10 protein-coding genes are annotated in these 13210 nt (G+C 54.5%); 6 read left to right on the plus strand and 4 right to left on the minus strand.

What is annotated here, in order from left to right; all coding sequences use genetic code 11:
• Positions 1-29 precede the first annotated feature (29 nt).
• The gene (recQ, locus tag ABD035_RS11640) at positions 30-1853 is read right to left on the minus strand and encodes an ATP-dependent DNA helicase RecQ (RefSeq protein WP_212715076.1); all 1824 of its coding nucleotides are present in this window, start codon (positions 1851-1853) and stop codon (positions 30-32) included.
• Between the two features lie 20 nt (positions 1854-1873).
• Positions 1874-2752 (minus strand): phospholipase A, encoded by an 879-nt coding sequence (gene pldA, locus ABD035_RS11645; protein WP_343870347.1) that lies wholly within the window; start codon positions 2750-2752, stop codon positions 1874-1876.
• 159 nt (positions 2753-2911) lie between these two features.
• Between pldA and ABD035_RS11650 the strand changes: the two genes are divergently transcribed.
• From ABD035_RS11650 to dsdA, 6 genes are all read left to right on the plus strand, one after another.
• Positions 2912-3382, plus strand: coding sequence for a thioesterase family protein (locus ABD035_RS11650; RefSeq protein WP_212715078.1), 471 nt, complete (start codon positions 2912-2914; stop codon positions 3380-3382).
• Between the two features lie 125 nt (positions 3383-3507).
• Positions 3508-4224 (plus strand): acid phosphatase AphA, encoded by a 717-nt coding sequence (aphA, locus tag ABD035_RS11655; RefSeq protein ID WP_343870350.1) that lies wholly within the window; start codon positions 3508-3510, stop codon positions 4222-4224.
• 274 nt (positions 4225-4498) lie between these two features.
• Positions 4499-5764: an MFS transporter gene (locus ABD035_RS11660; RefSeq protein ID WP_249213666.1), complete on the plus strand. Its 1266-nt coding sequence runs from the start codon at positions 4499-4501 to the stop codon at positions 5762-5764.
• 85 nt (positions 5765-5849) lie between these two features.
• Positions 5850-6764, plus strand: coding sequence for a LysR substrate-binding domain-containing protein (locus ABD035_RS11665; protein ID WP_343870353.1), 915 nt, complete (start codon positions 5850-5852; stop codon positions 6762-6764).
• 78 nt (positions 6765-6842) lie between these two features.
• Complete coding sequence (locus tag ABD035_RS11670; RefSeq protein WP_212715081.1) at positions 6843-8375, plus strand: amidase; 1533 nt, start codon at positions 6843-6845, stop codon at positions 8373-8375.
• A gap of 29 nt (positions 8376-8404) precedes the next feature.
• Positions 8405-9715, plus strand: coding sequence for a D-serine ammonia-lyase (gene dsdA / locus ABD035_RS11675; protein WP_343870357.1), 1311 nt, complete (start codon positions 8405-8407; stop codon positions 9713-9715).
• A 51-nt stretch (positions 9716-9766) separates the two neighbouring features.
• On the opposite strand, the gene corA is transcribed toward dsdA, so the two are convergent.
• Positions 9767-10720, minus strand: a complete 954-nt coding sequence (corA, locus tag ABD035_RS11680) for a magnesium/cobalt transporter CorA (protein ID WP_212715083.1) — start codon at positions 10718-10720, stop codon at positions 9767-9769.
• Between the two features lie 316 nt (positions 10721-11036).
• On the minus strand, positions 11037-13199 hold the full coding sequence (gene uvrD / locus ABD035_RS11685) for a DNA helicase II (RefSeq protein ID WP_343870359.1): 2163 nt from the start codon (positions 13197-13199) through the stop codon (positions 11037-11039).
• Between the last annotated feature and the right edge of the window lie 11 nt (positions 13200-13210).

Below are 13210 nucleotides of genomic sequence, written 5' to 3' on the forward strand. Positions count from 1 at the left end.
CCTGAAATAGTCGATAGATAAGAAAAAAGTTAATGATCGCTGAGATGCTGTTTAATCATCTGCATAAATGGCCGGCCAAAGCGTTCCAGTTTACGTTGCCCGATGCCATTCACACTCAGCATTTCTGAGGCTGTGACCGGGAGTAACTCCGTCATTTCAATCAGCGTCGCGTCGTTAAACACCACATACGGAGGAACGCTTTCTTCATCGGCGATGGTTTTGCGTAATTTTCTGAGTTTGGCAAACAATTTGCGATCGTAATTACCGCCCGGAACCCGGCTCATCCCGGGCCTCGGTTTAGCCACCATCATGCGCGGTACGGCCAGCATCAGCGAAGCCTCGCCCCGTAGGACCGGCCGGGCCGCCTCGGTCAGCTGCAGTGCCGAATGCTGGCTGATATTCTGGGTCACCAGACCCAGATGGATCAATTGCCGTAACACACTCACCCAGTGTTCATGGGAGTGTTCACGACCAATGCCATACACCGGCAGTTGGTCATGCCCCAGGTCTTTGATACGCTGACTGGCTGCCCCGCGGATCACCTCGACGATGTAGCCCATGCCGAAACGTTGCCCGGCACGGTAGATAGCCGATAGCGCTTTCTGCGCATCCACCAGCCCGTCATACTGGCGGGGAGGATCCAGACAGATATCGCAGTTATCGCAGGGCTGTTGCCGCCCCTCATCAAAATAATTAAGCAGCACCAGACGCCGGCAGGTCTGTGCTTCGGCGAATGCGCCCATGGCGTTGAGTTTATGCCTTTCGATATCCTGCATCGCACCCGGGGGTTTTTCATCCAGACAGCGCCGTAACCAGGCCATATCTGCCGGGTCATAGAGCATCATCGCTTCGGCGGGCAATCCGTCCCTGCCGGCACGCCCGGTTTCCTGATAATAGGATTCGATATTACGCGGGATATCAAAATGCACCACAAACCGGACATTCGGTTTATTGATCCCCATCCCGAAAGCCACCGTCGCGACCACGACCTGCAGGTCATCGCGCTGAAAGGCCTCCTGAATATGGGCCCGTTGCCCGGGCTCAAGCCCCGCATGATAAGCACCGGCACTGATCCCCCGGCTTTGCAAACGGGCGGCGGTATCTTCAACCTTCGCCCGGCTGTTGCAGTAGATGATGCCACTCTTTCCGCGTTGCTCCTGCACATAGCGCAGCAACTGCTCGGTGGGTTTATATTTTTCCAGCAGGGTATAGCGGATATTAGGGCGGTCGAAACTGCTGATCTGAACCAGAGGGTCATCAAGCTGCAATTGCCGCAGAATATCATGGCGGGTGGCGTTATCTGCCGTGGCCGTTAATGCCATGATCCGCAGGCCGGGAAAACGCTGACGCAGACCCCCGAGGGCGCCATACTCCGGACGGAAGTCATGACCCCACTGGGAAATACAATGCGCTTCATCGACCGCCAGCATCGCCGGTTGCCACTGTGACAGTGCATCGAGAAAGCTTTCCATCATCAGCCGTTCCGGCGCGACATAGAGCAGTTTTATCCGTCCCTGCCGGCAGTCAGCATAAATCTGCTGCTGTTCTTCCCGGGTCTGAGAGGAATTCAGGCTGGCCGCCATCACCCCGTTGGCCAGCAACTGATCGACCTGATCTTTCATCAGCGAGATCAGCGGCGAAACCACCAGTGTCAGCCCTTCGCTGACCAGCGCGGGGATCTGATAACAGAGGGATTTTCCGCCGCCGGTGGGCATGATCACCAGGCAATCCCGCCCGGCGAGAGCTGCATGGATTATCGCTTCCTGCCCCGGACGGAACTGCTGGTAACCAAAGATATCCTGCAGGACCTGCTTTGCCTGTTCCTGCGCCGGAATGACTGCCGTTGTTGTCACAAATGTCCTGTACTTATTAATCAGAATAAATCGTTTAACGTAAAGCCGATACCCACCCGGGTCTGACGGTGATTATAATCGATCAGAGATTCACCATAGCCACTGAATACCTGGGTATAGAAACGTACATGGTTGGTCAGCGGATAACTCCAACCGAGCAATGCACCGCCATAACCGCTATTCCAGTTATAGTTACCCTCAACACTGAAGATACTGTCGCCCAGCATATACCCCAGTTTTGCGCGGTAATAGCCCATATACTTAGTAATATCCGGATTGTCGTCACTGTTCGCACTTTCCGGGATACGGTACCAGGGCTTAATCTCGGCCAGCATATTACCATTTTTTGCCATCAAACGGGCATATACCCGGTTCCAGCTTCGGGACGTCGGGTCGCTGCGGCCATTAGACTGATGGTTGAAACCCGTCTCCACGTCGCGCAATGTCCAGTCACCTAACTGATAATCCGTCGCCCAGCCGACAAAGAGTTGTGGTTCATAGTTCGTTTCACGGAAAGGTGATGATGCCCGGGTATTAGAGATCTGCCACCAGGAACGTTGTGTATACGACATCGCCAGTACAGAGTTGTCGCCGGCAATCCCGCGCCAGATAGGAAACGCCAGGCTCAGCTGGAATTTTAATTCATCTTTTTTCGCTTTATCTGCCCAGCTATAGCTGGAGATCGCAGAAGTATTCATATTACTGGTATCGGTATAGATCACATAATTGCTCTCATACGGATACAGTAAAAATGCATTATCATGTTTTTCGAGCAAATTCGCGATGATACTGCCACGTACCGCCGAACTGTCATGAACATCACTGATGGTCGCCTCATCGGCCTGCACCAGTACAGGGAATAACAGAGCGACCACCGCCCATAAATAACATAAACGCATACACTTCACCCTAACGTCAAAAACAACAAACATGGCGCTATCACAGATAAAAACCCGCAAAAAAGGCCACAAATCTTCACCTGGAAAGGTGTACAGGAACAGCATAATATGTGAATTAATGCAAAACTGCTCAGATGAATTTCAAGCCGCAGGTAAAACATGTCTCTTCGCTATCTGACTCAACACCAGGCGCGTTTGCTGGTGAGTGAAATTTTCGTCAACAGCATGCCTTTTAATCAGGCGCTGGGACTGACACTACAGCACCTGGACGATCAGCAGGCGACCCTGATTTTGCCGAACAGACCGTCACTGACCGGTAATGCCCTGCAAAAAATAGTGCATGGCGGCGTCATTGCGTCGGTGCTGGATGTTGCCGCAGGCCTGGTGTGCGTCAACTACGCACTGACCCGGCAGGACATGATCAGCGAAGAAGAGCTCAGGCAACGTCTTTCAAGGATGGGGACAATCGATTTACGCGTCGATTACCTGCGTCCGGGCCGGGGCGACATCTTTACCGCGACCGCACAACTGCTGCGTGGCGGCAACAAAATAGCCGTCAGCCGGGTAGAGTTACATAATCAGGATCAGGAGTATATTGCCACTGCGACGGCCTCTTATCTGGTCGGTTAACACAGAAACATGGCTGAAGATCCCCGTCATAAAATCAGGAAAAAATATTTTACAGTCCGCCGGACAAAATGGTATCAGAGATATCCATCTCATTGATGAATTTAACAATATCAGGATCTCTGTTAATGAATACCGTTAAACGTTTGCTGGCACTGAGTGTTTTTTCACTGGTCATCACCGGCCCTTTTGCGCACGCCAAAGACGCTCCCCAGCCTCCACTGTATCAGGGCGTCAATGTCGCTCAACTCGCTCACCAGCAACCGGTTCACTGGGTGTCTGTCCCGCAAATTGAAAACAGTCTGCGCGGACAACCTCCGATTGCCGTCGGTTTTGATATTGATGATACCCTGCTCTATTCGACTCCCGGTTTTTATCGCGGGCAACAGATGTTTTCTCCGGGTAGCGATGCTTACCTGAATAATCCGCAGTTCTGGCAGAAAATGAATAATGGCTGGGATGACTTCAGTATTCCGAAACAGGTGGCCAGACAACTGATCGCCATGCACCTGAAGCGTGGCGATCATATTTATTTTATTACGGCCCGGACCCCGACCAAAACCGAGACCGTCAGCCGGACTATCCGGCAGGACTTCGGTATTCCCGACAATGCCATGAATAAGGTTATCTTCAGTGGCTTCCGTGCGGGACAAAACACCAAAGTGAGCTGGATTAAACAAAAAAACATCCGGATCTTCTACGGGGATGCCGACAGCGATATTACCGCTGCCCGTGACGCCGGGGCCAGGGGTATCCGCGTTTTACGTGCCGCCAACTCATCGTATCAGCCCCTGCCTGACGCCGGGGACCTGGGGGAAGAGGTGATTGTCGACTCTCAGTATTAATCTTTCCGCCGTCCGGGTCGCCGTCCGCCGGCAGCCCGGACGGCGGTGATTTCTGCATTTTCCCCTCCCCATAAGAAAAAACTCTGCTTTCGTCCCCGCGGCCCGCGACTCTCAGCCAGGCACCTGCGGTGCACCATGGGCGGTCATCACTAACGGTTCTTCTGGCCTGCAGACTGCCCTCTGAAGGCGCGTCCGCACAAGGCTGGTGCTATGATTTTCCGTCACCCCAGTTGTCAGTATTAATCACTTGTTGCTCTGCGGCAGGCAACAGAACATGCCTGAATCAACTGTGTTCACCACTGGGGAAATACTGATGAAGACCGGAAAAGTGCTCAATCACCCGACGTTTGCTTTTATCCTGCTTTACCTCGGCTTTATGATTTCCTATGTTGACCGCAGTGCAATATCCCTTTCACTGGTACATATCGGTAAAGACTTTCATATGGGGCCGGCGGAACTGGGGATTGTACTCAGCGTGTTTTACCTCGGGTACACCGTCATGCAGATCCCGGGCGGATGGCTGTCTGATAGGTTTGGCAGTAAGTTCGTCATTATTATTTCTATCGGCCTCTGGTCCCTGTTTACGGTACTCACCGGTTTTGCCTGGTCGCTGACATCACTGCTGGTGATCCGCTTTCTGTTTGGCCTCGGGGAAGGGGGATATCCGTCTTCCGCCATGAAAGGGATTGCCGAACTGTACCCACGGACCGCCCGTCCGAAAATGACCGGCCTGCTGATTTCATCCAACTATGTCGGCAGCTTTGTTGCTCCGCTGATCATTGCGCCATTAATTCTTGGGTTAGGCTGGCGTGACGCCTTTTTCAGTATCGGCATCGCCGGGATTATTTTCGCACTGTTCTACGGACTGTTTATCCCCCGTACCGGCGGCGACAGCACAGAAAAGCGGCAGAAGATCACCCGGCAAGGGATCGGCGAACTGATGCGTATGCCGTTTCTGTGGAAAATCATGCTGATCTGGTTCTGTCTGAGCATGGTCAATAAAGGGCTGGATGCCTGGATGCCCATCTACCTGATGAAAGCCCGTGGCCTGGATTTAAAAACCGTCGGTTTTTTACTGCCCCTGCCTTTTATCGCAGCCAGTGTCGCTTCAGCACTCGGTGGCTGGGTCATGACCCGCTGGTTTGAAGGGAAAGAGAAAGTGATGCTGATCCTGAGCTGTCTGCTGACCGGTGTCTTTGTCTACGGGATGTATCAGGCGCATACCACCACCGAAGTCATGGTGTATCAGACCATCGCCTATTTCTTCAAATCGTTTGTTTTCTCCGTGGCTTTTGCTCTGCCGGCAAAAATACTGGCACAGCGACTCGTCGGGACCGGTATCGGCATCATTAACTTTGGCGGACAAGCCGCCGGATTTGTCTCGCCGCTGGCTATCGGGTTGATTATTTCGGTGACCCACAGTTACCCGTCGGCGTTCCTGTTCCTGCTGGCCTCCATCGCGGTTGCGGTACTGGTCAGCCTGACGTTCAGCACGACCAAAAGCCGTGACCTGCCACTGGCACAAGCCCGTAAAGCCTGAGTGACGGAGAGCAGAACGATTATTTGCAGATCGGGATAAGAGTTCCGCTACACTGCTGTGACGTCAGCCAGGAGATGTTTCACTCATGAATGCCCGAATTCTTAGCGAAACCGCCGTTCTGTACTTTATGCAGGTGGTTAACTGCGGTTCTATCAGCGAAGCTGCCACACGAATGCATGTTGTTCCCTCTGCCGTCAGCCGGCAGATCAGGCGACTGGAAAACGCCCTGGAAACTGCATTATTTGAACGACAGGCACGGGGAGTCACTCTGACACCGGCCGGGGAATTACTGGCCGCTTATGCCCGCCGGACGTTGCTGGATGCGGTGCAGGTCACCAACGAGATCCAGTCACTCCGCCAGGTGTCGGCGTCGAGGATAAAAATTGCCTGCACGCACGGTTTTGCCTCACATTTTATGCCCGCGGGGATCGCCGGGTTCCGCAAGCGCCGGCCGGACTGTACATTTCAGCTGCAGGTCGCCCCGGCACGTGAAGTCACCCGCAGGGTGCGCGAAGGTGAAGTGGATATTGGCTTCAGTTTCAGTCTGGGAGCCACCCGGGACATCAAAGTCCTCTACAGTCAGCCTGCCCCACTGCTCGCGCTGGTCTCACCCGATCACCTATTGGCACAACGCCACGAAGTCTCATTACGCGATCTGGCAGAGGTCCCTCTGGCCCTGCCGGGGATCAATACCACCTTGCGTCAGCTGCTGGATATTTACTGCAGCCGTCAGGGGCTGAGTTACCACAGCGTGCTGGACTCCGATAACCTGGATACCCTGGCGCAGTTTGCTGTCACCGGATCCGCGGTCACGTTCGGAGGGGAAGTCTTTGTCCGCCATCACCTCAGCGCCGGCAGGCTCGTCGCCCTGAATGTGCCGGAACTGAAAGAAAATGACCGCTCTATCGAAATTCAGACACTGGCGAGCCACCACGTCTCTCCGGTCACAGAACAGTTTATTGATTTTATCAGTGAGGCCATTGTTCCCCCATTGAAATGACCTGACATTCCACACAGTTATCCCGTCTTATGCCGGAGCGATAGCTGACTGACATCCCTGACACAGGAGAACCCGGCCATGTCTTATCCTGACGAGTTAGCCGATTTAAGTGCAACAGAACTGAAGCAACTGATCGAAACGCGCGAAGTCTCTCCCTGCGAGGTTCTTGAGTCCTGCATTACCCGGATCGGGGAACTGAACCCGAAAATTAATGCTTTTTGCGCCACTTCCTTCGACCGGGCGAGAAAAGAAGCCCGCCTCGCCGAACAGGCAATCTTGCGGGGGGAGCCGGGCGGGATTTTACGCGGGTTACCCATCGGGATTAAGGACCTGGAAGAGACCGAAGGGTTACTGACCACCTATGGTTCACCATTATATCGGGCGAATGTTCCCGCCAGAGATAATGAACTGGTTCACCGTTTACGCCAGGCCGGCGCCATTGTGGTCGGGAAAACCAATGTCCCGGAAATGGGTGCCGGGGCGAATACCCGCAATGCGGTCTGGGGAGCGACCGGTAACCCCTTCAATCCTGAACTGAATGCCGGAGGCTCTTCCGGAGGATCCGCCGCCGCCCTGGCAGCCAGCATGGTGCCTCTGTGCAGTGGTTCAGATACCGGGGGCTCCTTACGTATTCCGGCGGCCAAATGCGGTATCGTGGGTCTGCGCCCGTCACCGGGCCTGGTCCCCAGTGAGCGTAAACTGCTGGGATGGACGCCGATCTCCGTGGTCGGTCCGATGGGCAGAAATGTGGCTGATACCTGGCTGCAGCTGGCAGCCACTGCCGGGCTGGCTGGCAACGATCCGCTCAGTTATCCGTTCACCATGCCGCAGAGTATCACCGATATGTCCCCCACGGCCCTGGCCGGACTGCGGGTAGGCTATACCGAGGACTTCGGGATCTGTGATGTTGATAACTCGATCCGTCAGGTCTTCCGTCAGAAAATCAGCCGCCTGAAAGGCCTGTTCGCCAGTTGCGAAGAAGCGGAGTTTCGCATGGAAAACGGGCATGCCTGTTTCGATGTCCTGCGTGCCGAAGCCTTCGTCGCCAGCCTGCAGTCCGCCTATGAAAAAGACCCTGACTCTCTGGGGCCGAACCCCCGGGCTAACTATGAACTGGGCGCGAAAATGTCATTAAAGGATTGCGTCCGGGGGAATGCGGAACAGACACGGATTTTCCGCCATTTTCAGACACAGTTTGAGAAATATGACCTGATCCTTTCTCCGGTCACTCCGGTGTCCGCTTTTCCCTGGCAGCAACCGTATCTGGACTCAGTGAACGGTGTCCCTCTGGATAATTACTACCGCTGGCTGGCACTGACCTATGTGGTCACCTTAGCGACGAATCCGGCGCTCTCGATGCCGATGGGAGTGGACCATAAAAACATGCCTTTCGGTATGCAGGTGATCGGTAAATTCCGGGGTGATCTGGAGCTGATGCTGGCGGCCCGGGCGCTGGAAGCGTATTGTGAAACCACAGAGGATCTGTGCCGTCCTCTGCCTGATCTGCAGGCGCTGAAATCAGGCCAGGTCGACCTGTGGACACCGGTCACCCATCCGCCGTTATCCGCCGCGGAGCATCGTACGGCCATGGAAGGGGCGTCAGCAGTCTGACGCCCGGTTTTCAGGAGATAAAAAGACAGATGATTGTTTATGGAAAAAGTATCGACACGTGGCAGCACGACTATCCGCTGATGTCATCCTTACTGGCTACCGTGCCGGTGTGCTGGCGTAACCCGGGGCTTGCACCGTTCAGCGAGGCCCTGGGCGATATCCGTCTGACCGCGGCCGATGTCAGTGAGGCCAGCGCACGTCTGCAGCGCTTTGCCCCCCTTCTGGCTGAACTTTTCCCTGAAGTCGCTGCCACCCGGGGGATCATTGAGTCAGAATTACAGGAAGTCCCGGCATTTTCTGCCGCATTAACCGGGCGTTATACCTTACCCTGGCAACCGCGTTTATGGCTGAAGAAAGACAGCCATTTACCGATCTCCGGGTCCGTGAAAGCCAGAGGCGGAATTTATGAAGTGTTGTTCCATGCCGAGCAACTGGCTCTCCGCCACGGTGCAGTATCACTGACCGATGATTACCGCATCCTCGCCAGCGACTCCTGCCGGGACCTGTTCCGTCGCCACCGGATCGCCGTCGGCAGTACCGGTAATCTGGGCTTATCTATCGGTATTGCCGCGTCGGGGCTGGGCTTCGACACCACCGTGCACATGTCCGCCGATGCGCGGCAATGGAAGAAAGATAAACTGCGCAGCCACGGCGTTAACGTCGTGGAGTATGCGGGGGATTATGGTCAGGCGGTTGAACAGGGGCGTCAGCAGGCAGAGCAAGATGAGCATTGCTACTTCATCGATGATGAAAACTCCAGGAACCTGTTCCTGGGCTATGCCGTGGCCGGTGAAAGACTCAAAGCCCAACTGGCGGAGAAGAATATCCCGGTCGATGCTGAGCATCCGCTATGCGTCTATCTGCCCTGCGGAGTTGGCGGTGGGCCGGGCGGGATCGCTTTCGGTCTGAAACTGGCCTTCGGTGATCATGTCCATTGCTTCTTTGCCGAGCCGACGGAGTCCCCCTGTATGCTGATGGGGTTATATACCGGGCTGCATGACGCATTATCGGTAGCCGACTTTGGGATCAGTAATCGTACGGCGGCAGACGGACTGGCGGTTGGTCGTCCTTCAGGTTTTGTGGGGCGTTCCATGGCAAGGATGATCGACGGGTGCTATACGGTGCCGGATAAAGAACTGTTCGAATTATTACAGTTACTGGATGCCACGGAAGACCTGCAACTGGAGCCTTCCGCGCTGGCGGGGGCGCCGGGCGTTGCGCGGATCATCGAAACGTTTGCCGATCTCCCGTTACAGAATGCGACACATCTCATCTGGGGAACCGGCGGCGGAATGGTACCCGCAGAAGAAATGCAGCATTACCTGACCCATCGTGGTTAAACTGCTGAAAAGTAAACAGGCAGCCCCGGGCTGCCTGTTTCGCCGGCTGACTTACAGCCAGTTACGACGTTTGAAGTAAAGGTAAGGGGCCAGTGCCGCCAGGATCATCAGTAAAACGGCACCCGGATACCCGAATGTCCATTTCAGTTCCGGCATAAACTCAAAGTTCATCCCATAGCTTGATGCAACCAGTGTCGGAGGCAGGAACACTACCGAAACGACCGAGAAGATCTTGATGATACGGTTCTGTTCGATACTGATGAAACCCATCGCGGCCTGCATCAGAAAGTTTACTTTCTGGAACAGCGATTCATTATGAGGTAACAGTGAATCGATATCGCGCAGAATTTCACGGGCCTGTTCCAGCTGATTTGCCGGCAGACGGGCTTTACGCACCAGGAAGTTCAGCGCCCGCTGTGTATCCATCAGACATAAGCGGACCTTCCAGCCAATATCTTCCAGTTCAGCCAGTCGTGAAAGTGCCTCGTCGTACTCTTCACCCTGCTGGCCTTCCATAATCACGCGGCTTAACTTTTCCAGCGCGGTGTAGATATTCTCGATTTCATCCGCCAGTTGCTCGATTTTGGTCTCGAACAGATCCAGCAGCAGTTCAAACGCATTACCATCGATCAGAGTCTGGTTGCGCGCACGCATACGATAGAGACGGAATGCCGGTAACTCACGCTCACGCAGAGTAAAAAGACGGTCATCACGGATAGTAAAGGCCACTGTCGCATTACCCGCATGATCATCGGCATCTTCAAAAAAGAAGAAGGAGTGGATATGCAGGCCATCTTCGTCTTCAAAAAAACGCGCTGAGGCTTCGATGTCTTCCAGCTCAGGACGGGTCGCCAGACTCTGTCCCAGCTCTTCCTGAACGTAATCACGTTCCTGTTCATCAGGTTCAATCAGATCGATCCAGACCGACGGTGCAAGAGACGTATTCCCGCTCTCCATTTCCATACGGCTCAGACGATTTTCTTCCAGTTTAAATGCACTCAGCATAGCAGTACGTACTCCCCATTTCTGACAGGATGAGACAAGGCTGTAGACCGCAGATAACCGATGATCGGCACAGCTGGTGCCCGAACACAGAAACCACAAATGTGATAAATCAATGCTGGCGCAAATGACGGTGAGTTACAGAGGGTCACCGGTAACCGCTACGGCTACCGGTATGAGGTTGCCTTAGCGGGGTAGCCTGTTATTCAGGTCTGTTTGCCAGCAGCGACTGGGCGTGTCCAAGGCATTGTCCTCTTAATAATAATAGTGCGCGCATGTTACGACGGGATGAAAAAATCGTCAAGGTTAGTCCCGTCGATCAGACACTTTCCAGTCTGGCATACGCGGCCACCAGCCATTTCACGCCTTGTCCCTGAAAAGCGATTTGCAGCCGGCAATGATCACCGCTGCCTTCCAGATTAATAATAGTTCCTTCACCAAATTTGGCATGTTTTACCCGCTGACCCAGGCTATAACCGCTGTCATTGCTGGTGACCGGGGCACCCATCCGCTGATGACTGACCGGACGGCTGACACTGGCCCGTAACCGCACCTCTTCGACACATTCTTCCGGGATCTCCCTGATAAAGCGTGAAGGACGATGTGAGACCTCTTTACCGTATAACCGGCGGCTTTCCGCATAGGTCAGGGTCAGTTTCTGCATCGCACGCGTCACCCCGACATAGGCCAGGCGGCGTTCTTCTTCAAGCCGGTCACCTTCTTCCAGCGACATCTGGCTCGGAAACATGCCTTCTTCCATACCGACAATAAACACCTGGCTGAACTCGAGACCTTTTGCGGCATGCATGGTCATCAGTTGAACCGCATCCTGCCATTTGTCGGCTTGTCCTTCACCCGCTTCCAGCGCCGCATGCGACAGAAAGGCCTGCAGCGGCATCAGATCCTGGTCTTCATCCTGATAGCTGAACTGGCGAGTCGCCGTCACCAGTTCTTCAAGGTTTTCTATCCGGGCCTGTCCTTTCTCCCCTTTTTCCTGCTCATACATCATCCACAGGCCGGAGTCTTTAATGACGCGATCGGTCTGTACATGCAAGGGCAGTTCGCAGGTTTCATGAGACAGGGAATCGATCAGTTCAATAAAACGTTGCAGCGCCGAGGCCGCCCGGCCGGCCAGGACTTTCTCTGTCAGCAACTCACGGGAGGATTGCCATAACGTCAGCTGGCGATCGCGGGCTGCCTGACGTACCACATCAAGCGTCCGGTCACCGATGCCGCGGGTCGGAGTATTGACCACCCGCTCAAACGCCGCATCGTCATTACGGTTAGAGATCAGACGCAGATACGCCAGGGAATCCTTGATCTCCTGTCGTTCGAAGAAGCGCATGCCACCATAGATCCGGTAAGGCAGACTGCTTTGTAGCAGGGCTTCTTCCAGCACACGGGATTGGGCGTTACTGCGATAGAGGATGGCGCAATCGGCCAGTGCCCCGCCCTGCTCATGCCAGTGCCGGATCCGCCCGACCACAAAGCGCGATTCATCCAGCTCGTTGAACGCGCAATACAGCGAAATCGGTTCCCCGTCGCTGTCTTCTGTCCAGAGTTCTTTCCCCAGACGCCCTTCATTATTGGCGATCAGCGTATTGGCGGCTTTAAGAATGTTACGGGTAGAACGGTAATTCTGTTCCAGACGGATGGTATGTGCGCCCGGGAAGTCGTTCAGGAAACGCTGAATATTTTCGACCTGTGCGCCACGCCAGCCGTAAATCGACTGGTCATCATCACCGACGATCATGACTCGTCCCGTATCACCTGCCAGCATCCGTATCCAGGCATACTGGATATTATTGGTATCCTGGAATTCGTCCACCAGCAGATTGGTAAAACGCTCACGGTAGTGGTTAAGGATATGCGGCTTATTGAGCCATAACTCATGGGCGCGGAGCAGCAGTTCTGCAAAATCGACCAGCCCGGCGCGGTCACAGGCTTCCTGATAGGCCTGATAAATTTTCAGCCAGGTCTGCTCAACCGGATTGCCGTAACTTTCGATATGCTTTGGCCGCAGGCCTTCGTCTTTTTTACCGTTGATGTACCACATGGCCTGCCGGGCAGGCCACTGCTTATCATCCAGATTCAGCGCTTTGATCAGGCGTTTCAGTAACCGTAACTGATCTTCGCTGTCCAGGATCTGGAAATCGGCAGGTAACCCCGCATCCAGCGGATGGGCGCGTAATAACCGATGGGCCAGGCCATGGAACGTCCCAATCCACATACCTCCCTGACTGGTCCCCAGCACCTGTTCAATCCGGTGGCGCATCTCTGCCGCCGCTTTGTTGGTGAAGGTCACCGCCATAATGGAGTAGGGAGAACAGTTCTCAACGGTCAGCAACCAGGCGATCCGGTGTACCAGCACGCGGGTTTTACCACTACCGGCACCCGCCAGCACCAGCAAATTGCTGCGCGGTGCCGCCACGGCTTCACGCTGGTTATCATTTAAACTGTTGAGCAGATCAGAAACGTCCATAAGCACCGCAA

It is taken from the genome of Tatumella terrea (genome assembly GCF_039523755.1).
GTDB lineage: Bacteria > Pseudomonadota > Gammaproteobacteria > Enterobacterales > Enterobacteriaceae > Tatumella > Tatumella terrea.

Excerpts from the sequence above, each read along its gene's own strand:
- corA (WP_212715083.1), bottom strand. The coding sequence starts at position 10,720 with ATGCTGAGTGCATTTAAACTGGAAGAAAATCGTCTGAGCCGTATGGAA.
- pldA (WP_343870347.1), bottom strand. The coding sequence starts at position 2,752 with ATGCGTTTATGTTATTTATGGGCGGTGGTCGCTCTGTTATTCCCTGTA.
- uvrD (WP_343870359.1), bottom strand. The coding sequence starts at position 13,199 with ATGGACGTTTCTGATCTGCTCAACAGTTTAAATGATAACCAGCGTGAA.
- ABD035_RS11660 (WP_249213666.1), top strand. The coding sequence starts at position 4,499 with ATGCCTGAATCAACTGTGTTCACCACTGGGGAAATACTGATGAAGACC.
- ABD035_RS11670 (WP_212715081.1), top strand. The coding sequence starts at position 6,843 with ATGTCTTATCCTGACGAGTTAGCCGATTTAAGTGCAACAGAACTGAAG.
- ABD035_RS11650 (WP_212715078.1), top strand. The coding sequence starts at position 2,912 with ATGTCTCTTCGCTATCTGACTCAACACCAGGCGCGTTTGCTGGTGAGT.
- aphA (WP_343870350.1), top strand. The coding sequence starts at position 3,508 with ATGAATACCGTTAAACGTTTGCTGGCACTGAGTGTTTTTTCACTGGTC.
- dsdA (WP_343870357.1), top strand. The coding sequence starts at position 8,405 with ATGATTGTTTATGGAAAAAGTATCGACACGTGGCAGCACGACTATCCG.
- ABD035_RS11665 (WP_343870353.1), top strand. The coding sequence starts at position 5,850 with ATGAATGCCCGAATTCTTAGCGAAACCGCCGTTCTGTACTTTATGCAG.